The organism is Micromonospora sp. WMMD964 (genome assembly GCF_029581455.1).
Classification (GTDB): domain Bacteria; phylum Actinomycetota; class Actinomycetes; order Mycobacteriales; family Micromonosporaceae; genus Micromonospora.
This window is the reverse complement of the sequence record NZ_CP120860.1, coordinates 5,886,325-5,909,747: the sequence shown is the minus strand read 5'-3', so window position 1 is coordinate 5,909,747 and position 23,423 is coordinate 5,886,325. Positions and strand designations below refer to the sequence as shown.

Below are 23,423 nucleotides of genomic sequence, written 5' to 3'. Positions count from 1 at the left end.
GGCCCGCGTACCCGGGTGGGGAGACGGACGGGCGCGCCGGCCGGAAGCGGCCGACGCGCCCGGTGCCGGGTGCTGGTGGATCAGTTGGCGTGCTTGCGGCGGGCGGCGGCGCGGCCCCGCTGCTGCTGGTCGAGCACCACCTTGCGGATGCGTACCGCGGTCGGGGTGACCTCGACGCACTCGTCCTCGCGGCAGAACTCCAGCGCCTGCTCCAGCGACAGCTTGCGCGGCGGGATCAGCTTCTCGGTCTCGTCGGAGGTCGACGCCCGCATGTTGGTGAGCTTCTTCTCCTTGGTGATGTTGACGTCCATGTCGTCGGAGCGGGAGTTCTCCCCGACGATCATGCCCTCGTACACCTCGGTGGTCGGCTCGACGAAGAGCTGGCCGCGCTCCTGCAGGTTGATCATCGCGAACGCGGTGACCGCGCCGGACCGGTCGGCGACGAGCGAGCCGTTGTTGCGGGTGCGCAGCTCGCCGAACCACGGCTCGTACGACTCGAAGACGTGGTGCAGGATGCCGGTGCCCCGGGTGTCGGTGAGGAACTCGGTGCGGAAGCCGATCAGGCCGCGCGCCGGGACCAGCCACTCCATCCGGATCCAGCCGGTGCCGTGGTTGACCAGCTGCTCCATCCGGCCCTTGCGGGTGGCGAGGAGCTGGGTGATCGCGCCCAGGTATTCCTCCGGGGCGTCGATGGTCAGCCGCTCGACCGGCTCGCAGGTCTTGCCGTCGATCTCCTTGGTGACGACCTGCGGCTTGCCGACGGTCAGCTCGTAGCTCTCCCGGCGCATCTGCTCGACCAGGATGGCCAGCGCCAGCTCGCCGCGGCCCTGCACCTCCCAGGCGTCCGGGCGCTCGGTGGGCAGCACCCGCAGCGACACGTTGCCGATCAGCTCCTTGTCGAGCCGGTCCTTCACCATCCGGGCGGTGACCTTGGAGCCCTTGACCTTGCCGACCAGCGGCGAGGTGTTGGTGCCGATGGTCATCGAGATGGCCGGCTCGTCGACGGTGATCAGCGGCAGCGCCACCGGGTTCTCCACGTCGGCCAGCGTCTCACCGATCATGATCTCCGGGATGCCGGCGACGGCGATGATGTCGCCCGGGCCGGCGGTCTCGGCCGGCTTGCGCTCCAGGCCCTCGGTCATCAGCATCTCGGAGATGCGGACCCGCTGGGTGCTGCCGTCGGTGCGGCACCAGGCCACCGTCTGACCCTTGCTGATGGTGCCCTGGCGGACCCGGCACAGCGCCAGTCGGCCGAGGAACGGCGAGGCGTCGAGGTTGGTGACGTGCGCCTGCAGGGGGGCGCCGTCCTCGTACGCGGGGGCCGGGATGGTGTCCAGCAGGGTGCGGAACAGCGGCTCCAGGGAGGTGCTGTCGTCGGGCACCGAGCCGTCGGCGGGCTGGGTCAGCGAGGCGATGCCGTCGCGGGCGCAGGCGTAGACGATCGGGAAGTCGATCTGCTCCTCGTCGGCGTCCAGGTCGAGGAAGAGCTCGTAGGTGTCGTCCACGACCTCCTTGATCCGGGCGTCCGGCCGGTCCACCTTGTTGATCACCAGGATGATCGGCATCCGGGCCCGCAGCGCCTTGCGGAGCACGAAGCGGGTCTGCGGCAGCGGGCCCTCGCTCGCGTCGACGAGCAGGACGACGCCGTCGACCATGGTGAGGCCGCGCTCCACCTCGCCGCCGAAGTCGGCGTGACCGGGGGTGTCGATGATGTTGATGGTGACCGGGTCGGAGCCGTCCGCCGGCAGGTAGCGCACGCCGGTGTTCTTGGCGAGGATCGTGATGCCCTTCTCCCGCTCCAGGTCACCGGAGTCCATCACCCGCTCGGTCGTCTCGCCGCGTGCGCCGTACGCGCCGGCCTGCCGCAACATGGCGTCGACCAGGGTGGTCTTGCCGTGGTCGACGTGAGCGATGATGGCGACGTTGCGGAGGTCGGTGCGAAGCTGCATACCCTCTATCCTTCCGCCTGCGCTCGCGCAGGCCGCGTCGGGGTCACCCCCAGGTGCCCCTGATCTATGGTGAAACTGCTGTGCCGGTGGTTCTCCCGGCTGGCATGCTGGCTCCCGTGTCCCGGGGGCCTGAGTGCACGACCTGCTGACCTGGGTGCAGAGTCTGCCCACCCTGTGGATCTACCTGGTCGCCGCGCTGATCGTGGCGGGCGAGACCGCGGTGATCTTCGGCCTGCTCGTGCCGGGTGAGGCTACCCTGCTGCTCGTCGGCTTCCTCACCTACAACGGTACCTTGCGCCTCGGGCCGGCGTTGCTCGCGATGATCGCCGCGGCGGTCGTCGGGGATGGGCTGGCCTTCCGCGCCGGACGGCGGTACGGCCCCCGGCTGCGTGCCGGGCTGGGTCACCGGGTCGGGCCCGAGCGGTGGGCCCGGGCCGACGCCATGCTCGCCCGGCTCGGGGGGCGGGGGGTGCTCGCGGCCCGGTGGGTGGCCTTCGCCCGCACGCTGGTGCCCCGGTTGGCCGGCGCGGCCGGCATGCCGTACCGGCGGTTCGTGCTGTGGAACCTGGCCGGGGTGGTGACCTGGGTGGGCGGCTCGGTCCTGCTCGGCCACCTCGCCGGTGAGTCGTACGACACGGTCTCCCGGTTGCTCGGCCGGGCCACCGGCGCGGCGCTGGTGCTGCTGGCCGGGCTGTTGGCCGTGGTGCTCGCCGGCAGATGGTTGGGTCGCAACCCCGACCCGGCACGCGCGTTGCTGTCCCGGGCGGGCGCGTTACCCCCGGTGCGCTGGCTCACGGCGCGGTACGGGGTGCTGTTCTTCCTGGTGGCCATGCGGATCGGCCCGGCGTGGACGCTGCTGCTCAACCTGGCCGCCGGGCTTCTGCTGCTCTTCTGCGCCGGGCTCGCCATCGCCGGTCTGCTGGCCCTGGCGGTACGCAACAGTGGCCTGGCCGCGCTGGACGGCGCCATCGCGGGCTGGTTCGCCGCGCGGCGTACCCCCGATGCCGCCGACGCCACGACGGTCCTGGTGTCGGTGGTACGAGGGTCGGTGCTGATCCTGCTGGTGGCGCTGGTGGCGGCGGTGCTGGCGTGGCGCAGCCGGCCCTGGCGCACGGACCTGCTCAGCGTGGTCGGCACGGTGGGCGCGTTCGTGCCGCTGGTGGTGCTGGCCGTGGTGGCCGAGTTGACCGGGCCGCAGGGCGGCGGGTCCGCCCCGCTGCCGACCCAGAACGCCGTGGTCGCGGCGAGCTTCTGCACCCTGGCCTGGCTGGTGTCCCGGGGCGCCCGCTGGCCGGTGGCGGTGGCCGCCTGGACGGCCGCCGCGGCGGGGGTGCTCGGGATCGGAGGCGCGCGGCTCTACCTGGGCCTGGACACGGCGAGCGGGACCGCCGCGGCTGTGCTGCTCGGGGTGCTGTGGACGGTGGTGTTCATGGTGGCGTGGGCCACCCGGGACCGTGCGGTGCGGGAGTTGGAGCAGCCGGCGGACCAGGCCCGGCCGCCGTCGCAGGGACACCGCAGCCCGGTCGAACCTTGCTAGGGTGCGGCGACGGTCACACGGGGAGGCAGCGGCATGATTCGACGGACCGGTCGGTGGGGCGCCGTGGTGCTCGCCGGGTTCCTGGTGACGGGCATGCTGGTCGGCTGCGCCGACAAGGGGGAGCGCCCGCAGGACCAGGCGGCTCCGGTGGCGCTCGCCGACGCGCCGAACGACGCCCCCGCCGACGAGGCCACCGGGGAGCCGAGCCCGTCGGCGAGCGCGGTGGAGTCGATGGGCGCCGCGCCGAGTCGCAGCGCGACCCCGACGCCGACGAAGAAGCCGACCAAGAAGCCGACCCGCACCGCGACGAAGCCCCTCGCGGTGGCGAAGCCGCCCACCGAGACGCAGGTCCCGCCGGCACCGCCGAAGCCCGCGCCGAGTTCCTGCAAGCCGAGCTACAAGGGCACCCAGGCGACCCGGGCCGAGGTGAAGGCGGCGCTGACCGACGCGGCCGGCCGCACCTACTGGCCGTCCTCCGCACCGGACATCAAGATCCCGCTCAACCTGCTCAAGGCCACCGCCTGGCAGGAGAGCGGCTGGCAGTCCAACATCTACGCCTGCGACGGCGGCGTCGGGCTGATGCAGGTGATGCCGGCCACCGCGACCTGGATGAACCAGCGGTTCGACAAGAGCTACGAGATCGACGCCTACCGGGACAACGCCTACCTGGGCGCCACCTACCTGGCCTGGGCGACGAAGTACATCGGCGACATGTACTTCGAGTCCGACTTCCGCCTCGACCCGGCCCTGTGCACCACCGAGCTGAACTCCTGCCTGCTCAACGCGGTGATCGCCGCGTACAACTACGGGCACGGGGCGGTGGCGCAGGAGGGGAGGCCGCTGGCCATCCCCAACCCGTCGTACGTGCGCAACGTGCGCGCGCTGATGTCCGAGTGCGTCTGCCTGGACTACTGACCCCGACGGGGCCGTGACGGTGTCGCCACGGCCCCCGTCGCGCCTGTCGGTCAGTCGCGGGCGGCGACCGGCTCCGGCGACGCCGGGACGTCCGCGGAAGGCTCCCTGGTGATCCGGCCGGGCCACCAGAAACGCTCACCGAGCAGGAACGCCAGCGCCGGCACCACGACCGTGCGGACCAGCAGGGTGTCCAGCAGGACACCGATGCAGACGATGATGCCGATCTGGGTCAGCGTGATCAGTGGCAGCACGCCGAGCACGGCGAACACCGCGGCCAGCAGCACCCCGGCGCTGGTGATCACGCCGCCGGTGACCCGCAGGGCGGAGAGCATGCCCTCCCGGGTGCCCACGCTGCGGGCGTCCTCCCGGGCCCGGGTGACCAGGAAGATGTTGTAGTCCACGCCGAGCGCCACCAGGAACACGAAGGCGAGCAGCAGGACGCCGCTGTCGAGCGCCGGGAAGTCCAGCACGTGGTCGAAGAGCAGCCACGCCGCGCCGAGGCTGGCGAAGAACGACGCGATCACGGTGAGCACCAGCAGCAGCGGCGCGAGCAGCCCGCGGAGCAGGAGCACCAGCACCGCGCCGACCAGCAGCAGGATGATCGGCAGGATCAGTCGCAGGTCGCGGTCGTTGGCCTCGTCGGAGTCGTACGTGGCGGCCACGGAGCCACCGACGATCGCCCCGGACGGCGCGTCGGCGCCGGCGACGGCCGGGGGAGCGGAGTCGGGAACGGCGGCGACCGCCGCCCGCAACGCCTCGATCGCGCGGTCCGAGGCGGTGGTGCCGGGCTCGGCCTCCAGGACCACGTCGACCTGGGCCACCGCCGCACCGGCGTCGCCGGGGCGCGCCGAGGCGACGCCGGGTACGGCGGTGGCGGCGTCGGTGACCGCCCGCACCGCCGCGGGCGTGGTGAGCACGGCCACCGGTTGGGTGCTGCCGGCGGGGAACGCCCGGGCCAGGGTCTGCGCCCCGGTCACCGCCTCGGGCTCGGCCCGGAACTGCTCGGTCTCGGACAGGCCGGTGCGGATCCCGAGCCCACCCAGGGCCAGACCACCCAGCAGGACGGTGGCCAGCACCGCGACCACCACCGGACGGCGTTCCACGGCCGCGCCGAGCCGACCCCAGAGCCGCCCCTCCCGGGCCGGGCCCCCGACGCGGGGGACGAACGGCCAGAACAGGCCCCTGCCGAACAGCACCAGGACGGCGGGGAGCACGAACAGGGCCGAGAGCATGGCGAAGACCACACCGGTGGCGCAGGCCACCGCCAGTGCCCGGTTGGTCTCCTGCTCGCTGAGCAGCAGGGTGAGGACGCCGAGTACCACGGTGCCACCGCTGGCCAGGATCGGCTCGGCGGTGCGGCGCAGCGCGGCGCGCATCGCCGCGAAGCGGTCCTCAGTACGCCGCAGCTCCTCCCGGTACCGGGCGATGAGCAGCAGGGCGTAGTCGGTGGCGGCGCCGAAGACCAGCACGCTGGCGATGCCGGTGACCTGGCCCTGCTGGAGGTTGATGCCGACGGCCGGGACGATGGTGTCCACCGCGCGCAGGGTGAGCTGCTCGGTCGCCGCGACCACGACCAGCGGCACGATCCACAGGAACGGGCTGCGGTAGGTGATCAGCAGGAGCACCGCCACGACGGCGGCGGTCACCGCGAGCAGGGTGATGTCGGCGCCGTCGAACACCGAGGAGAGGTCGGCCGTGAAGGCGGGTGCGCCGGTCACGTCGGCACTCAGCCCGTCGGGCAGGTCCGACAGCGCGTCGCGCAGGTCGGTCACCGTCGCGGTGACGGCCTCCTGCCCGCCGGCGGTGTCGACCGGTACGACGACCAGGGCGACGGTGCCGTCCGGGGAGACCTGGGCGGGGCTGACCCGGCCGCCCGCCGCGAAGCGGCGCAGCTCGCCGGCGCGGGTGTCGACGCTCGCCCGGTCGGCTTCGTTCAGCGCGCCACCGTCGCCGCGGCTGACCACCACGATGGCCGGCTGCACGTCGCTTGCGGGCAGCTGGTCCTGGAGGCGCTGCACCTGGGTCGACTGCCACTGCGCGGACAGGCCGGTGGCCGAGACCGGTGCCGGGTTGTCCGGCTGGGGTGTCCCGAAGACGATCGCGGCGACGACGATCGCCGCGGCCACGGTGAGCCAGGCGGCCAACCGGCCTCGGGCGACTCTGGTGAACACAGACATCAGGATTGACCTCGGGGTCCTTCGGGAGTCGAGTATCTTGATGATCGAGATTATCGCCGGCTGTTCTATGCTGCAACCCGAGAGACGGACGACGGGGGGAAGCGGCGCGAGGTGGCGACTCACGGCATGTACCGGCGGCGCGACACGCGCCGCGAGCAGCTGGTCGCGGAGATCACCAACAACCTCCGGCGGTACGCGTCGGACGCCCAGCAGGTCGGCCACGCCTTCGCCAACCTGCACGGGCTCAACCCGACCGACCTCCAGGCGTTGATCGCCGTGATGGACGCCGAGCTGCTCGGTGAGCCGATCACCCCCGGTCGCCTCGGCGAGCAGCTCAACCTCTCCTCTGGCTCGGTCACCGCCCTGATCGACCGGCTTGAGCGGGCCGGTCACATCCGCCGGGACCGGGACACCGTCGACCGGCGCAAGGTGCTGCTGCACTACGCCGACCAGGGCGCCGCCCTCGCCATGGAGTTCTTCCAGCCCCTCGGCGCGCGTACCGACACGGTGATGGACCGCTTCGGCGACGACGAGCTGGAGATCGTGCACCGGTTCCTGGCCGACATGGGCGAGTCGCTGCGGGACCATCGGGACGCGGTACGCGCCGCCCGCCCCGAGTCGCCCCGCCGCCCGACGGGCTGACCGGTGCCGGACCGGCTCCTCGCCCGCCTCGCCGCCGCCGCGTTGCGGCTACCACCCACCCGACCCGGTCCGGTGCGGGTCACCCGCGACATCCCGGTCCGGGCCCGGGACGGTGTGGTGCTGCGCACCGACCACTACGCCCCGGCGGCCCGGGACGCGCCGACCGTGCTGATCCGCACCCCGTACGGGCGGGGTGGACCGCTGCGGCTGCTCGGCCGGCTGCTCGCCGCCCGGGGTCGGCACGCGGTCATCCAGGCCTGCCGGGGCACCGACGGCTCCGGCGGCACGTTCGCCCCGCTCGTGCACGAGCGCGACGACGGAGTGGACACCCTGGACTGGCTGCGCCGCCAACAGTGGTGGGCCGGTCGGCTCGGCATGTTCGGGGTCAGCTATCAGGGCTTCGCGCAGTGGGCGCTGGCCGCCGACGCCGGCGAGGACCTGCGCGCGATGGTCGCGGTGGTGACCGCGTCGGCCACCCGGGACTCGACGTACGCGGGGGAGTCCTTCGCCCTGGACACGGTGCTGACCTGGGCGGAGTTGCTGCACGCGCAGACCGTGCCCTGGCTGGCCCGGCAGTGGGAGCTCAAGCGTGGGCAACCCCGGCTCGTCGCCGCGCTGCGACACCTGCCGTTGGCCGACGCCGACCGGGTGGCCACCGGTGTGACCATCCCCTTCTTCCAGGAGTGGCTGCGCCACCACGATCCGGACGCCGTCTACTGGCGGACCCGGGTCTTCGCCGACCGGGTGGCCCGGGTGCGGGCGCCGGTGGCCATGGTCACCGGCTGGCACGACATCTTCCTGCCCGCCCAGCTCGACGACCACGCCACCCTGCGCGCCACCGGAGCGCGGCCGCGTCTGGTGATCGGGCCATGGACGCACGGCAGCCCCGGCCTGTTCGCGGCCGCCCTGCGCGAGGGACTGGCCTGGCTCGACGAGCACCTCACCGCCGCGCCGCGCTCGCCCGTCCCGTCCCGGCCGCCCGTGCGCATCTACGTCACCGGCCCCGGCGGCGGATGGCGGGACCTGCCCGACTGGCCGCCCCCGGCGGCGCAGACCGCGTGGCACCTGCATCCGGGTGGGGAGCTGGCGGTGCGCCCGCCGGTCGGGTCGGCCCCGGACGAGTTCCGGTACGACCCGGCCGACCCGACCCCGTCGGTGGGTGGCCCGCTGCTCGTCGCCCAGCGCGCCGGTCCGGTGGACAACCGGCACGTCGAGGCCCGCCCCGACGTGCTGACCTACACCAGCGCCCCGCTGACCGGGCCGGTCGAGGTGATCGGCCCGGTCCGCGCCGAGATCCACGTCCGCGCCGAGCTGTCGCACCTGGACGTCTTCGTGCGACTGTGCGACGTGGACCGTCGAGGTCGCTCGTGGAACGTGTGCGACGGTCTGGTACGGGTCACGCCGGAGCGTTTTCCGGCGGACCCCGACGGCGTGCTGCGGGTGCCGGTGCCGCTCTGGCCGACCGCCTACCGGTTCGCCGCCGGACACCGACTGCGGGTACAGGTCTCCGGTGGCGCCCATCCCCGCTGGGCGCGCAACCCCGGCACCGGTGAACCCCTCGGTACGGCGGTGACGCTGCGTGCCGGATGGCGGCAGGTTCTGCACGACCCGGCGCACCCTTCGGCACTGCTGTTGCCGATCGTCCACTCTGCCCCGGCATCGGCTCCAATCTGAACAGAGCCCGTCTGAGCTGGGCATCTACCGGAATTGCGGGCTATGGTTGAGCCAACGCCCGGCGCCGTGCACCAGCAGACCGGGCTCGCCCGAAGCCCAGCACCGCGTACGCGGTGTGACGTCGTGCCCGGTCCCGGTTCCAGTTGAGAGGGGGACCCCATGACCCGGGCCCCGGCAAATCTGTTGGCCCTTCGAAGTCTGCTCCTCACTCACCTCGACAACGCCCCCGGCCCGGACGACCTGGAGCCGGCGGAGGTCGGCATCGTCGGCGACTCGTCCCACCGGGGCGGCTACCACTGCGGCTCGGACCGGGTCGTTCCCAACGACTACTCGGTGGTCGAGTCACCCCGGGACCGGGCCGGCCTGACCCTCGACGCGGCGGCGCTCGACGTCGGCCAGTTCGACGTCCGCTCCGGTGGCCGTTCGAACACCCTGCCCAGCTTCTCGGTCTGGTGCGTGGCGCAGTGCGCCGCGAACGCGGCCGACACCCGGGACATCCGCGAGATCATCTACAGCCCCGACGGCTCCACCGTGAAGCGGTGGGACCGCCTCGGCAAGCGCACCACCGGCGACAGTTCGCACCGCTGGCACACGCACTTCAGCTTCTTTCGTGACGCCATCAAGGCGGGCCGCGACCAGCGGCCGTTGTTCCGCCGCTACCTCAGCTCCATCGGACTCCTGGAGGACGACGACATGACCCCCGAAGAGCACAACTGGCTGGCGACCGTCCACAAGAACCTCACCGTGCTGGACGGCCGTAACCCGATCGGACAGATCTACACCCGAATGGCGGAGGGGCGGGACGACACCGGTGCCCCGGTCAACGGCAACTGGAACCTGCAGGCGATGACGAAGCAGCTCACCGACCTGCAGGCCACGCTCAACGCACTGGCTGCGAAGGACTTCACCGACGAGGCGGCGATCGTCCAGGGCGTGCTGGCCTCGCTGACCCCGGAGAAGATCGCTGCGGCCATCCCACCCACCATCGCCAAACAGGTCGCCGACGAGCTGGCCCGCCGGCTGGTCGCCTGAGCGGAGGGGCGGCCCGTAGCCGCCGGGCCGCCCCTCTCCACACTTCCGCAACGATCATTGGGCAATAACCATTGCGCAACAAGTCTTGCGGATGACATGGTGGGGCCATGGAAAGCCCCGACGTACGCCAGATCACCGACTCGCGGGCACTGGCCGCCATGGCCCACCCGCTGCGCCGCCGCCTGATGGACGTGCTCAAGGTGCACGGCCCCTCGACCGTCGGCCTGCTCGCCGAGCGCACCGACCAGGCACCCGCGAACGTCAGTCACCACCTCAAGGTCCTCGCCGCGGCGGACCTGGTCACCGAGGCCCCCGAGCTGGCCCGGGACCGGCGCGAGCGGTGGTGGCGGCTGGTCAGCAGGAGGCTGAGCTGGTCCACCGCCGACTTCGACGCCGACCCCGCCGCCCGGGTGGTCGCCGACGCGGCCACCTCGCTCAACCTCGACCGGCACGTCGCCCTGGCCCGCGCGTGGCACGCCACCGACGAAGCCACCCAGGCCACCTGGGAGGACGCGCCGTTCTCCACCGACCGCTGGCTGCACCTCACGCCGGGCGAACTGGCCGAGCTGAGCCACGAGCTGAACGGCGTCCTCTCGCGCTGGGCCGACCGGGACGTGCCCGACGACGACGCCGAACGCCGACCGGTCTTCCTGTTCGTCCACGGCGTACCGGCCCGACCGTGACCACCGCCACCCGCAACCAGCCGTTCGACGTCCAGCCGACCGGCGGGTTGCTGCGGCACCGCGACTTCCGCCTGCTCTGGGCCGGTCAGACGGTCAGCAGCGTCGGCAGCAACGTCACCACCGTGGCGCTGCCCCTGGTCGCGGTCGCCGTCCTCGACGCCGGCACCTTCCAGGTCGCGGTGCTCACCGCCGCGGCCTGGCTGCCCTGGCTGCTGATCGGCCTGCCGGCCGGGGCGTGGGTGGACCGGCTGCCCCGCCGGTCGGTGATGGTGGTGTGCGACCTGTTCTGCGCGTCGGCCTTCCTCAGTGTGCCGCTCGCCGCCGTGCTGGGGTGGCTCACCGTCGCCCACCTGCTGGTGGTCGCTCTCAGCGCCGGCGCCGCGCGGGTCTTCTTCGAGACCGCAGACCAGGTCTACCTGCCGGTGCTGCTGCGACCCGAGCAGCTACCCGAGGGCAACGCGAAGCTCCAGGCGACGCAGACCGTGAGCCAGGTCGTCGGGCCCGGCCTCGCCGGCCTGATCGCCCAGCTCACCGGTGCCGTCGCCGCCCTGCTGCTGGACGCGCTCACGTTCCTCGCCTCGGCGGCGCTGCTGCTGCGGATTCGCACCCGTGAACCACGCGTACGTCGGCGGGACCGATCCCGGTCACTGCGTCAGGACATCGCCGAAGGGCTGCGCTTCGTCGTCCGGGACCCGTACCTGCGGGTGCTGACGGCCTTCGGCGCGGCCAGCAACTTCGGGCTGAGCGGCTACCAGGCCGTCCTGGTGGTCTTCCTGGTCCGCGAGCTGCGCCTCGAACCCGGTCTGGTCGGCGCGCTGGTCGGGGTGATGAGCCTCGGAGGCATCGTCGGGGCGCTGGTGGCCACCACTGTCGGCCGGCGTTGGGGCACCGCGCGGGCCCTGCTGATCGGTGGGGCGCTCGCCGGCCCGCCGGCCCTGCTCATCCCCCTGGCCGCGCCGGGCGTCGGGTTGACCTGGCCGGCGCTCGGTGGTGTGCTGATCGGCCTCGGCGTGGCCGTCGGCAACGTGGTCAAGGGCGCCTTCCGGCAGACCTACACGCCGCACCACATGCTGGGCCGGGTGACGGTGAGCATGCAGCTGCTCAACTACGGCACGATCCCGATGGCGGCCGTGTTGGCCGGTGTGATCGGTGCGCGCTACGGCGTCGCGACAGCAGTGTTCGTGATGACCGCCTGGCAGGCGTTCACCCCGTTGATCCTGTTGGTCGGGCCGATCCGGAGGCGGCGGGACCTGCCCGCCGCCCCGGTGGCGTCTTGAGTGCGCTGCGACGGCGGCCGGAACCCGACCGCCGTCACCGGCACGGAGCTACATCGGGCGGACGTTGTCCGCCTGCGGACCCTTCTGCCCCTGGGTCACCTCGAACTCGACCTTCTGGCCCTCGTTGAGCTCCCGGTAGCCGCTCGTCGCGATGGCGGAGTAGTGGACGAACACGTCCGGCCCTCCACCGTCCTGCTCGATGAAGCCGAAGCCCTTTTCCGAGTTGAACCACTTAACCGTGCCGGTTGCCATGCATCTCTCCCTGTTCAAAGCGGCTGACCCTCGGCCTTCGGCCGATGATCGCCCGTACCTGTTCGACAGTAACGGGCAAAACCCCGATCTGCTGGCCGAAGTGCCGTAGGTCTTCGAGTGAACTCTGCGCGCCGGCACGTGAAAGCCGCCCCGACCCCGCCCCGCTGGGGCATGCTTGCGCCGATGACGGGTGCCGCAGCCGACGCGCTGACCGAGCTGGAGCGCGAGATCGACGCTCCCGGAGCCGGCCTGGACCGGCTCCGGCTGGTCCCCACCCCGTTCGTCCCCGAGGTGCGGCTGCACCTGGCCGAGGACGCGATCGTCTGGTGGGCCCGGATGGAGGCCACCGCCGGACACGCCCTGCCGGCCCCCTACTGGGCGTCCGCCTGGGCCGGAGGCCAGGCACTGGCCCGTCACCTCCTGGACCACCCGGAGCTGGCCGCCGGTCGCCGGGTGCTCGACCTCGCCGCCGGGTCGGGACTGGTCGCCATCGCGGCCGCGCTCTCCGGCGCCACGCAGGTGATCGCCAACGACATCGACCCGTACGCCGTCGCCGCCGTCACCCTCAACGCGCGGGCCAACCAGGTCGCCGTCGACGCCGTCGGAGACGACCTGCTCGACAGCGTCGACGCGGAGGCCGACCTGGTCGTCGCCGGGGACGTCTTCTACGACCGCGCGATGGCCGACCGGATGCTGCCGTTCCTGGAACGGATCGCCGCCACGGGCGCCGACGTGCTGGTCGGTGACCCCGGCCGGGAACACCTGCCGTCGGACCGGCTGACGGTGCTCGCCGACTATCCGGTGCCCACCACCGAACCGTCGGTCGACCCGTCACCACGCCGAGTGCAGGTGCTGCGGCCCGGGTGAGCGCCCTCGACGCCTCAGGGTGACCCCGAGACGGAAGCCAGGGGTCGGTGGGGGCAACGACCGGATGTCCGAAGTGGTGCGGTGGCCATAGCGTACGAAGCATGACGCAATGGCTGGCCCAGATCGGAGAACTGCCTGTTCTGCTGCTGATGGGCGCGCTCGGGCTCGTCATGCTCTTCGATGCCGTACCCCTGCTGGGTGTCCTGGTCCCCGGCGACGTGGCGATCCTCGCCGCCGTCGGGGTGGGCCGCCCGACCACCGGGCTGGCCACCTTCGCCGCCGTCCTGGTCGGCTGCCTGGCCGGCTGGTCGCTGAGTTTCCTGGTCGGTCGCCGCTACGCCGAGCAGCTCCGACACAGCCGGATCGGCGACTGGATCGGCGAGGCACGCTGGGCGGCGGCGGAGGGCATCCTGCGTCGTGGCGGCGGCCGGATGATGATCGTCGCGCCGTTCCTGCCCGTGTTCAACGCGCTGCTTCCGCTGGCCGCCGGTGGGCTGCGGATGTCGTACCGCCGATTCCTGGGATGCGCCACGCTCGGCGCGGCCGCCTGGGCCGGTCTCTACCTCGCGCTGGGCACCGCGGCGCGGTCCGTCGCCGGGCTGCTGCCCGGTGAGCCCAGCCCGCTGGTGATCACGATGGGGGTCGGGTTGGTGCTGGCCTCCGTCGTGTTGCTGGGGGCGCGGCGGCGGCTGTTTGCTGTTGCTTCTTGAGTGGTTGCGGTGGTGGGGCAGGGGCTCTTTGCTCTTGGTGGTTAGTGGTTGCGGTGGTGGGCCCCCGCCCCCTCTGGTCGACCTGCGTCTTCCGGTGTCGCGTCCGCCGGTGGGGTTTTGATCTTGGGCGGTTCCCGGTCGACGTCGTGTTCTCTGGCTTTACCAGCCTCTGGCTTTCCACTGGGGGAGGGCGGGGCGTTCCGCGCCCAGGGTGCTGTCCTTGCCGTGGCCCGGGTAGAACCAGGTGTCGTCGGGGAGGCGGTCGAACAGCTTGTGCTCGACGTCGTCGATCAGCGCCGCGAAACGCTCCGGGTCCTTGTCGGTGTTCCCCACGCCACCGGGGAAGAGGCTGTCCCCGGTGAAGAGGTGCGGGGTGCCGGCCGGGTCGCGGTAGAGCAACGCGATCGAGCCCGGGGTGTGCCCCTTGATGTGGATGACCTCCAGCGCGCAGTCGCCTACCGGCACGGTGTCGCCATCGGACAGACGCTCCGCCTCGATCGGCAGCCCGGCAGCGTCGTCGGCGTGCACCAGCGCCCGTGCACCGGTCTTGGCGACCACCTCCTCCAGCGCCACCCAGTGGTCCATGTGCTGGTGGGTCGTCACCACCGCGGTGAGCCCGCCGTCGCCGACCAGCTCCAGCAGCCGGGGCGCCTCGTTGGCGGCGTCGATCAGCACCTGCTTCCCGGTGCTCGTGCAGCGCAGCAGGTAGGCGTTGTTGTCCATCGGACCCACCGACAGCTTGCTGATGGTGAGCCCGTCCAGCTCGCGTACCGCCGGCGCTCCGCCGTGGGTGACGTCTCCGCTGTATGTCATGACGTTTCAGATCCATTCCGGTGGAGTAGGCAGGGGACCGTCAGGGGTGACGGAGAGCGGGGCGCCGTCGGCGCGGCCGATCAGCCAGGCGGCGAGGTCGGGGGCGGGACCGGCGACGATCGGCGCGCCGTCACGGTCACCGATCACCACCTCGTGCCCGCTGCCGTCGAGGCGCAGCACCATCGAGGGCGGTGTCGGCGCCATGGCGTGGTGGCTCGCCGCCTCGCGCAGCAGCCGTTGGGTGAACGTGGCCGACCAGTCGGCGGCCCGGTAGCCGGCGGCCAGGTCGAGGTGGTGCACCTCGATCTCGCGCAGGCGACCCCAGACCAGCAGCGCCGCCGGCCACGGGCCGCGACGCGCCTGTACCGTCGCCGCCCACGCCTCGGCCGGCATCGCCGCGACCGCCTCGGCGAACAGGTCCGCGCTGCGCCGCAGGTCGTCCAGGTGCTCGGCGGGCGGGCGGGCCGAACCGGCCTCGATGTCCGCCGCGCGGACCTCCAACGAGACGTACATCGGCCGGTCCTGCCCGGTGCGCGCCGAGGTGAGCAGGTTCACGAAGCCGTCCGCGTTGCGCGCCAGATGCGCCAGCACGTGGCCGCGCGTCCAGCCCGGCAGCAGCGACGCGGCGGCCAGGTCCGCCTCGTCGAAAGAAGCGGCGGTACGCAGCAGCCGGCTGGTGGCCGCGTCCACCTCGCCCATCAGCAACAGCGGATCCGTGGTCACCCGTCGACCCTAGCGGTCCGCCGTCGCGGCGTCGCCGGGGAAATCGCTTTCGGCGCGTCGGCGCGGGACCTACCGTCAGCGGCAGACGCGGCACCGGGACATCGGACGGAGGTGGTGATCATGCCGGACGTGGCACGCGTGTTCCGCCATCACCAGCTTCCACACCGATGAGGATGCCATGACGATCGATCTGACCGCGCTCGGCTGGGACGCCGAGCGAGCGGCGTACGCCGAGCGACGCGGCGAGCACCACCCGGGTCGGGTGGCCCGCGTGGACCGGGGGGTCTGCACGGTGCTCACCGCGACCGGCCCGATCCGGGCCAGCCTGGGCGGGACGGTGTTGACCGCCGCCGCCCGGGATCCGTCCGCCCTTCCCTGCGCCGGTGACTGGGTGCTGCTCACCCACTGGCCGGACGGTCGCGTCACCGTCGAGGTGGTGCTGCCGCGCCGGAGCGCGCTGATCCGGCGTACCGCCGGCAAGGACGCCAGCGGGCAGGTGCTGGCCGCCAACCTCGACGCCGCCGCCGTGGTGGAGCCGGTGCACCCCGAGCCGGACGTGGAACGCATCGAACGGCTGCTGTCCCTGGCCCACGAGTCCGGCGCCCGGCCGCTGGTCGTGCTGACCAAGGCCGACCTCGCGGCCGACCCGGCCGCGCTGGCCCGGCAACTCGCGGCTGTCGCACCCGGGGTGCCGGTGCTGCCGGTCAGCGCCGAGCGGGGCGTCGGGCTGGACCCGCTGCGCGCCGAGGTCACCCCGGGCCGCACGCTCGGCCTGCTCGGGCCCTCCGGCGCGGGCAAGTCGAGCCTGGTCAACGCCCTCGCCGGCACCGTGACGATGCCCACGCAGGCGATCCGCCGGGTCGACGGCAAGGGCCGGCACACCACGACGTGGCGGGCCCTCGTACCGATCCCCGGCGGGGGTGCGGTGATCGACACGCCGGGCGTACGCGCTGTCGGCCTGCTCGACGGCGCGGCCGGGCTCGACCGGGCGTTCGCCGACATCGCCGGGCTGGCCGAGGGTTGCCGGTACGCCGACTGCGGGCACGACGGCGAGCCCGCCTGCGCGGTCCGGGAGGCGCTGCACACCGGCGAACTCTCCACCCGGCGGTGGGAGAGCTGGCGGCGGCTACAGGGAGAGGTGGCCCACGAGAGTCGACGGCGGGAGGCGCGGGTGGCGGCGGAGCGGCGCGGCGGCTGGCGGTCGGCCCGACGCCGGGCGGCCCGTCCGCCGACGCCCGGCGGCTACTGACCGGGCTCCCGGCGTCGGGGCCCTTTGCTGGCGTCGGGGCCTTCTGCTGGCGTCGGTGTCGTCTGTCGCCGTCGGGACCAACGGCTGGGAGCCGGTTCGCCGGTCGCGTTGAGCCTTGCGCTCCGCGTGGCCGGTGGGCTGTCGCCGTGCCAGCTATAACGACCCCCGACTGCACCACCTGGGCGACCCTCAACCACCGGACAAACCTCGCTTGACGGGGCGATCCTCCCCGGTCGGCAAGGTGCACTCGCCTTGATCCACTCGGGTTCGCCGATATTGCGGTATCCGAGTGCCGGCGATACCCCGACATCGGCGAAACGGAGTGGATCAACCCGCAAGCGCGGCGGGGTGCGGTCCACACGCTCGGCAGCGGCCGGGGGCTGTCGCTCGCCTCGGGGCCTACTCTCCGCCCGGTGCACCGGGGGTGTCGTGCCCGGTGCCCCCGGGGCGCGGCAGACGTGGGCCTCGCAGCGCTGCGGCCGACCGGGCTGACCTGGGGGAATGTGCCGGCGGGGAAAAGTGTCGTACCTCGGGGCTAGAGTTGCCGAGGCGTGTTCCGCGCGCCCGTACGACCGCTCAAATCACCCAGAGCGGGACACATTCTTCGCTTCGTCTTCTCCCGGGAGTACACGCACCGTGGCCGACCGACTGATCATCCGTGGCGCGCGCGAGCACAATCTGCGTGACGTCAGTCTCGACCTGCCCCGGGACGCACTCATCGTGTTCACCGGGCTGTCCGGGTCGGGCAAGTCGAGCCTGGCCTTCGACACGATCTTCGCCGAGGGGCAGCGCCGCTACGTCGAGTCGCTCTCGTCGTACGCCCGGCAGTTCCTCGGCCAGATGGACAAGCCAGACGTCGACTTCATCGAGGGCCTGAGCCCCGCCGTCTCGATCGACCAGAAGTCCACCTCGCGCAACCCGCGCTCGACCGTCGGCACCATCACCGAGGTCTACGACTACCTCCGCCTGCTCTTCGCCCGCATCGGCGAGCCGCACTGCCCGGTCTGTGGCGAGCGCATCTCCCGGCAGAGCCCCCAGCAGATCGTCGACCGGGTCCTCGCGATGACCGAGGGCACCAAGTTCATGGTGCTCGCGCCGGTCATCCGGGGCCGCAAGGGTGAGTACGTCGACCTCTTCGCCGAGTTGCAGGCCAAGGGCTACGCCCGGGCCCGGGTCGACGGCGTGGTCTACCCGCTGACCGAGCCGCCGAAGCTCAAGAAGCAGGAGAAGCACACCATCGAGGTGGTGATCGACCGGCTCACCGTCAAGCCCAGCGCCAAGCAGCGGCTGACCGACTCGGTCGAGGCCGCGCTGGGTCTCTCCAGCGGCCTGGTGCTGCTCGACTTCGTCGACCTCCCGGAGGACGACCCGGACCGGGAGCGCCGCTACTCCGAGCACCTGGCCTGCCCCAACGACCACCCGCTCGCCATCGAGGACCTCGAACCCCGGGTCTTCTCCTTCAACGCGCCGTACGGGGCCTGCCCGGAGTGCACCGGCCTGGGCACCAAGAAGGAGGTCGACCCGGAGCTGCTGATCCCCGACCCCGAGCGCAGCCTGCGCGAGGGCGCGATCCAACCCTGGTCCACGGGGCACAACCTGGAATACTTCCTGCGCCTGTTGGAGGCGCTCGGCGAGGCCCAGCACTTCGACGTCGACACCCCGTGGCGGGCGTTGCCGGCGCGGGCCCAGAAGACGATCCTGCACGGCTCCGACGACCAGGTGCACGTGCGCTACCGCAACAAGTACGGACGCGAGCGCTCCTACTACACCGGCTTCGAGGGCGTGGTGCAGTGGATCGAGCGCCGGCACTCCGACACCGAGTCCGAGTGGTCCCGCGACAAGTACGAGGGCTACATGCGTGACGTGCCGTGCGCGGCGTGCGGGGGCGCCCGGCTCAAGCCCGAGGTGCTCGCGGTCACCCTCGCGGGCAAGAGCATCGCCGAGGTCTGCAACCTCTCCGTGGGGGAGTGCGCCGACCTGCTCGCCGGCATCGAGCTGAGCGACCGGCAGAAGCTGATCGCGGAGCGGGTCCTGAAGGAGATCAACGCCCGGCTGCGGTTCCTGCTCGACGTCGGTCTGGACTACCTCTCCCTGGACCGGCCGGCCGGCACCCTGTCCGGCGGCGAGGCGCAGCGCATCCGCCTCGCCACCCAGATCGGCTCCGGCCTGGTGGGCGTGCTCTACGTGCTCGACGAGCCGTCGATCGGGCTGCACCAACGCGACAACCACCGGCTGATCGAGACCCTGGTCCGGCTTCGCGGGCTGGGCAACACGCTGATCGTGGTGGAGCACGACGAGGACACCATCCGCGTCGCCGACTGGATCGTCGACATCGGGCCGGGCGCCGGTGAGCACGGCGGCGAGATCGTGCACAGCGGCTCGGTGCCCGCGCTGCTGAAGAACAAGGAGTCGATCACCGGGGCGTACCTGTCCGGTCGTCGGTCGATCCCGACACCGTCGACCCGTCGCGCACCTGACCCGGCCCGGGAGTTGGTGGTGCACGGGGCGCGGGAGCACAACCTGCGCAACCTCACCGTCTCGTTCCCGCTGGGACAACTGATCGCGGTCACCGGGGTCAGCGGCTCGGGCAAGTCGACGCTTGTCAACGACATCCTGTACGCGGTGCTGGCCAACCAGATCAACGGCGCCCGGCTGGTGCCCGGCCGACACACCCGGGTCTCCGGTCTGGAGCACGTCGACAAGGTCGTCGGCGTGGACCAGTCGCCGATCGGTCGTACGCCGCGCTCCAACCCGGCCACCTACACCGGGGTGTGGGACCACGTCCGCAAGCTCTTCGCCGAGACCACCGAGGCGAAGGTCCGCGGGTACGGTCCGGGTCGGTTCTCGTTCAACGTCAAGGGCGGGCGCTGCGAGGCGTGCTCCGGCGACGGCACCATCAAGATCGAGATGAACTTCCTGCCCGACGTGTACGTCCCCTGCGAGGTTTGCAAGGGCGCCCGGTACAACAGGGAGACCCTCGAGGTGCACTACAAGGGCAAGACCGTCTCGGACGTGCTGGAGATGCCGATCGAGGAGGCCGCCGAGTTCTTCTCCGCCATCCCGGCCATCCACCGGCACCTCAAGACCCTCGTCGACGTCGGCCTGGGCTACGTACGCCTCGGTCAGCCCGCCCCCACCCTCTCCGGTGGCGAGGCGCAGCGGGTCAAGCTCGCGTCCGAGCTGCAGAAGCGCTCCACCGGGCGGACGGTCTACGTGCTCGACGAGCCGACCACCGGTCTGCACTTCGAGGACATCCGCAAGCTGCTGATGGTGCTCGAAGGGCTCGTCGACAAGGGCAACACGGTGATCACCATCGAGCACAACCTCGACGTGATCAAGTCCGCCGACTGGCTGATCGACATGGGCCCGGAGGGCGGTCATCGGGGCGGCACCGTGCTCGCCACCGGCACCCCGGAGGAGGTCGCCGAGGTGGCCGAGAGCCACACCGGCGAGTTCCTGCGCCAGGTGCTCAAGCTCGACGGCGCGGCCAAGGGCGCGGCCGCCGCCACCAACCGCGCCGCCAAGGCCAACGGCACGACCAAGGCGCGGGCCGGCCGAAAGGTGCCGGCCGGAGCGCGCTGACCGTTCAACGCATGGTCGTCGGGCGGGTCGGGTCGGTTCCGCGCGTGCCAGCACGGGACGGGTGGGGCTGCTCCGACCCGCCCGTCCTATTTTCCCGGGTCGGAGAGATGCCCGGATGAACCATCCGGCACAGTTGCCCGTGTGGAGAAGTGTGGCCGGCTTCTGACCGGCAGCGGGCTAGAGAGAGGCGAGGCATGAGTGACGATCAGGCGCTGACCGGTCCGGGTACGCAAACACGTCGCACCCTGCTCACCGGCGTCGGGGCAGTCGGCGCGGCCGTCGTCCTGGCGGCCTGCGGCAGCGACGGCGGCAGCGGCAGCGACACCCCCACCAGTGGCGGCCCGGCCGTGCCCAGCACCGGCGACGCGGGCGGCGGCGACCGGCAGAACGCCCAGTCGCTGGCCACCACCGCCGACATCCCGGTCGGCGGCGGCAAGATCCTCGCCGCCGAGGGCGTGGTCATCACCCAGCCCACGGCCGGCGAGTTCAAGGGCTTCAGCCCGATCTGTACGCACCAGAACTGCCCGGTGTCGAACGTCGACGGCGGCACCATCAACTGCACCTGCCACGGCAGCAAGTTCTCGATCGAGGACGGCTCGGTGAAGGCCGGTCCGGCCACCAAGCCGCTGCCGCCGAAGGACATCAAGGTCACCGGGGACCAGATCTCGCTGGCCTGACCGGAGCGGTGAGGCCGGCCGCCGGTCCTGCCGTGGTGCGGGGCCACGCGAGCCGGTCCTACCGTGTCGGCCGCGCGAACCGGTCGGTGCCGTGGTGCGCGGCCGTGCGGGCTGGTCCCGGCCGTGTGGGTCGTGCGGGCTGGTCCCGGCCGCGTGGTCCGGCCGCGCCGGTCGGCCCTGCCGCGTGATCGACTCGTGTTTCGGGATGTCGGGGTGTCCGTGACGGATCGACACCCCGACGTCCCGGAAGCCGAGTCGATCTAGAGCTTGGGCTGGGCTGTCGGTGCTGCGGACTAGGCTTGCTGGCGTGGCTGACCCCTCGACCTACCGCCCCGCGCCCGGCACGATCCCGGAGCTACCGGGGGTCTACCGCTTCCGCGACGGCACCGGCCGGGTGATCTACGTCGGCAAGGCGAGGAACCTGCGCAGCCGGCTCAACTCCTACTTCGGCGACGTGTGGAACCTGCACGAGCGCACCCGTCAGATGGTCACCACCGCCGAGTCGGTGGACTGGATCACCGTCGCCACCGAGGTCGAGGCGCTCCAACAGGAGTTCACCTGGATCAAGCAGTACGACCCGCGGTTCAACGTCCGCTACCGCGACGACAAGTCGTACCCCTATCTGGCCGTCACCCTCAACGAGGAATACCCCCGGCTGCAGGTGATGCGCGGTGCCAAGCGCAAGGGGGTGCGCTACTTCGGTCCGTACTCGCACGCCTGGGCCATCCGGGAGACCCTCGACCTGCTGCTGCGGGTGTTCCCCGCTCGGACGTGCTCCGCGGGTGTCTTCAAGCGGGCTGGTCAGGTCGGCCGCCCCTGCCTGCTCGGCTACATCGGCAAGTGCTCGGCGCCGTGCGTCGGCACCGTCTCCGCCGACGAACACCGCGCCATCGTGGACGGGTTCTGCGACTTCATGGCCGGGCGCACCGACACCATGGTCCGCAAGATCGAGCGCGAGATGCTCGAGGCGAGCGAACAGCTCGAGTTCGAGCGGGCCGCCCGACTGCGCGACGACGTCGCCGCGCTGCGCCGGGCCATGGAGAAGCAGACCGTGGTGTTGGGCGACGGCACCGACGCCGACGTGGTCGCGTTCGCCGACGACCCCCTCGAAGCGGCAGTGCAGGTCTTCCACGTCCGCGACGGCCGGGTCCGGGGCCAGCGCGGCTGGGTGGTGGAGAAGACCGAGGACCTGACCACCGGTGACCTGGTCCACCACTTCTGCACCCAGGTGTACGGGGGCGAGCACGGCGAGGCCGACGTCCCCCGGGAGTTGCTGGTGCCCGAGCTGCCCGCCGACGCCGACGCGCTGGCGGAGTGGCTCTCCAACCACCGGGGCAGCCGGGTGTCGCTGCGGGTGCCGCAGCGCGGTGACAAGCGCGCGCTGATGGAGACCGTCGAGCGCAACGCCAAGGACGCGCTGGCCCGGCACAAGCTCAAGCGCTCCGGTGACCTGACCACCCGCGGCAAGGCGTTGGACGAGATCAGCGAGGCGCTGGGCATGAGCACCTCACCCCTGCGCATCGAGTGCTTCGACATCTCCCAGATCCAGGGCACCGACGTGGTGGCCAGCATGGTGGTCTTCGAAGACGGTCTGCCCCGCAAGAGCGAATACCGGCGGTTCATCGTCCGTGGCGCCACCGACGACCTCTCCGCGATGTCCGAGGTGTTGCGCCGTCGCTTCGCCCGCTACCTGGACGCGCGGGCCGAGACGGGTGAGGTGGGGGTCGAGTCCGCCGACGACCCGACCACCCCGGACGAGACGGCTGAGCCGCAGGTGGGTGTCCTGATCGATCCGACCACCGGCAGGCCGCGGAAGTTCGCGTACCCGCCGCAGTTGGTCGTCGTCGACGGCGGTGCCCCGCAGGTCGCCGCCGCCGCGCAGGCCCTCGCCGACCTGGGCATCGACGACGTGGCGCTGTGCGGGCTCGCCAAGCGGCTCGAGGAGGTGTGGCTTCCCGACGACGAGTTCCCGGTCATCCTGCCGCGCACCTCGGAGGGTCTCTACCTGCTGCAACGGGTCCGCGACGAGGCCCACCGGTTCGCCATCACCTTCCACCGGCAACGCCGGTCGAAGCGGATGACCGAGTCGGCGCTCGACCACGTGCCCGGCCTCGGGGAGGTACGCCGCAAGGCGCTGCTACGACACTTCGGCTCACTCAAGCGACTCTCCGCCGCGACAGTCGAGGAGATCACCGAGGTGCCCGGTGTGGGCCGGCGTACCGCCGAGGCGATCCTCGCCGCCCTCGACAACGGCACGAAGGCCGACGACGCCGTGGACCCGACACCAACGACCTGACCGACCCGTCACCCACTCCGTGGCCGGTCGGCCCCGCGTCAGAGGGCGCGACGGCGCGCGGGCGCAGGGTGGTTCGTGTTCGTCGTTGGGTGACGCGACGACCTGCGGCGGCTGTATCGGACCCATCGGGCGGCCGTCCACGGCGCACGACGTGCCCGACACCGCGCAGCGCCCCCGAGCGTGCGTGATCCACTCCACTTCGCCGAAGTCGGGGTATCCCGGGCGGCGGATACCCCTGTTTCGGCGAAGTGGAGTGGATCTAGACGGGTTGCGGTTGCCGGGCGGCGGCTGGGTGTGTTATCCGTTTCGTGTCCCCACGGACTTGATCGACTCGAGTTCGCCGATGTGGGGGTATCCCGGGCGGCGGA

Annotated in this window: 18 protein-coding genes; 13 read left to right on the top strand and 5 right to left on the bottom strand. The window is 72.1% G+C overall.

Features of this window, described 5'->3' with window-relative positions:
• Positions 1-80 precede the first annotated feature (80 nt).
• Positions 81-1,949 (bottom strand): translational GTPase TypA, encoded by a 1,869-nt coding sequence (typA, locus tag O7616_RS26865; protein ID WP_282257767.1) that lies wholly within the window; start codon positions 1,947-1,949, stop codon positions 81-83.
• A gap of 133 nt (positions 1,950-2,082) precedes the next feature.
• On the opposite strand from typA, the gene O7616_RS26860 reads away from it, so the two are divergent.
• Both O7616_RS26860 and O7616_RS26855 read left to right on the top strand, forming a co-directional pair.
• Positions 2,083-3,486, top strand: a complete 1,404-nt coding sequence (locus O7616_RS26860; protein ID WP_282257769.1) for a DedA family protein — start codon at positions 2,083-2,085, stop codon at positions 3,484-3,486.
• A gap of 33 nt (positions 3,487-3,519) precedes the next feature.
• Positions 3,520-4,401: a lytic transglycosylase domain-containing protein gene (locus O7616_RS26855; protein ID WP_282304543.1), complete on the top strand. Its 882-nt coding sequence runs from the start codon at positions 3,520-3,522 to the stop codon at positions 4,399-4,401.
• Between the two features lie 50 nt (positions 4,402-4,451).
• Here O7616_RS26855 and O7616_RS26850 read toward each other — a convergent pair whose 3' ends face one another.
• Entirely contained in the window at positions 4,452-6,578 is a 2,127-nt protein-coding gene (locus O7616_RS26850; protein WP_282304542.1) for an efflux RND transporter permease subunit, read from the bottom strand.
• Between the two features lie 126 nt (positions 6,579-6,704).
• Between O7616_RS26850 and O7616_RS26845 the strand changes: the two genes are divergently transcribed.
• The 5 genes from O7616_RS26845 (at position 6,705) to O7616_RS26825 (ending at position 11,886) form a co-directional block, all read left to right on the top strand.
• Entirely contained in the window at positions 6,705-7,220 is a 516-nt protein-coding gene (locus O7616_RS26845; RefSeq protein ID WP_282307739.1) for a MarR family transcriptional regulator, read from the top strand.
• A gap of 3 nt (positions 7,221-7,223) precedes the next feature.
• Positions 7,224-8,894 (top strand): CocE/NonD family hydrolase, encoded by a 1,671-nt coding sequence (locus O7616_RS26840; protein WP_282304541.1) that lies wholly within the window; start codon positions 7,224-7,226, stop codon positions 8,892-8,894.
• Positions 8,895-9,053: 159 nt separating this feature from the next.
• Complete coding sequence (locus tag O7616_RS26835; RefSeq protein WP_282304540.1) at positions 9,054-9,926, top strand: hypothetical protein; 873 nt, start codon at positions 9,054-9,056, stop codon at positions 9,924-9,926.
• Between the two features lie 107 nt (positions 9,927-10,033).
• Positions 10,034-10,609 (top strand): metalloregulator ArsR/SmtB family transcription factor, encoded by a 576-nt coding sequence (locus O7616_RS26830; protein WP_282304539.1) that lies wholly within the window; start codon positions 10,034-10,036, stop codon positions 10,607-10,609.
• Positions 10,606-11,886, top strand: coding sequence for an MFS transporter (locus O7616_RS26825; RefSeq protein WP_282304538.1), 1,281 nt, complete (start codon positions 10,606-10,608; stop codon positions 11,884-11,886). Before O7616_RS26830 ends, O7616_RS26825 begins: the two co-directional genes overlap by 4 nt.
• Positions 11,887-11,934: 48 nt before the next feature.
• On the opposite strand, the gene O7616_RS26820 is transcribed toward O7616_RS26825, so the two are convergent.
• Positions 11,935-12,138 (bottom strand): cold-shock protein, encoded by a 204-nt coding sequence (locus O7616_RS26820; protein WP_007072071.1) that lies wholly within the window; start codon positions 12,136-12,138, stop codon positions 11,935-11,937.
• Positions 12,139-12,321: 183 nt separating this feature from the next.
• Here O7616_RS26820 and O7616_RS26815 point away from each other — a divergent pair, with 183 nt between their 5' ends.
• Complete coding sequence (locus O7616_RS26815) at positions 12,322-13,005, top strand: 50S ribosomal protein L11 methyltransferase (protein ID WP_348773838.1); 684 nt, start codon at positions 12,322-12,324, stop codon at positions 13,003-13,005.
• 101 nt (positions 13,006-13,106) lie between these two features.
• A complete protein-coding gene (locus O7616_RS26810) occupies positions 13,107-13,715 on the top strand; it encodes a VTT domain-containing protein (RefSeq protein ID WP_282304537.1) in 609 nt (202 codons plus the stop codon).
• Between the two features lie 159 nt (positions 13,716-13,874).
• On the opposite strand, the gene O7616_RS26805 is transcribed toward O7616_RS26810, so the two are convergent.
• Positions 13,875-14,528: an MBL fold metallo-hydrolase gene (locus tag O7616_RS26805; RefSeq protein WP_282304536.1), complete on the bottom strand. Its 654-nt coding sequence runs from the start codon at positions 14,526-14,528 to the stop codon at positions 13,875-13,877.
• A gap of 6 nt (positions 14,529-14,534) precedes the next feature.
• Positions 14,535-15,251 carry a maleylpyruvate isomerase family mycothiol-dependent enzyme gene (locus O7616_RS26800; RefSeq protein ID WP_282304535.1) on the bottom strand — a complete coding sequence of 239 codons (717 nt, stop codon included), beginning with the start codon at positions 15,249-15,251 and terminating at the stop codon, positions 14,535-14,537.
• Between the two features lie 178 nt (positions 15,252-15,429).
• Between O7616_RS26800 and rsgA the strand changes: the two genes are divergently transcribed.
• The 4 genes from rsgA to uvrC all read left to right on the top strand — a co-directional run bounded on the left by rsgA (position 15,430) and on the right by uvrC (position 23,055).
• Positions 15,430-16,500: a ribosome small subunit-dependent GTPase A gene (gene rsgA / locus O7616_RS26795; protein WP_282304534.1), complete on the top strand. Its 1,071-nt coding sequence runs from the start codon at positions 15,430-15,432 to the stop codon at positions 16,498-16,500.
• A 636-nt stretch (positions 16,501-17,136) separates the two neighbouring features.
• A complete protein-coding gene (uvrA, locus tag O7616_RS26790) occupies positions 17,137-20,082 on the top strand; it encodes an excinuclease ABC subunit UvrA (RefSeq protein WP_282304533.1) in 2,946 nt (981 codons plus the stop codon).
• 194 nt (positions 20,083-20,276) lie between these two features.
• Positions 20,277-20,759, top strand: coding sequence for a Rieske (2Fe-2S) protein (locus tag O7616_RS26785; protein ID WP_282304532.1), 483 nt, complete (start codon positions 20,277-20,279; stop codon positions 20,757-20,759).
• 307 nt (positions 20,760-21,066) lie between these two features.
• On the top strand, positions 21,067-23,055 hold the full coding sequence (gene uvrC, locus O7616_RS26780; RefSeq protein ID WP_282304531.1) for an excinuclease ABC subunit UvrC: 1,989 nt from the start codon (positions 21,067-21,069) through the stop codon (positions 23,053-23,055).
• Positions 23,056-23,423 lie beyond the last annotated feature (368 nt).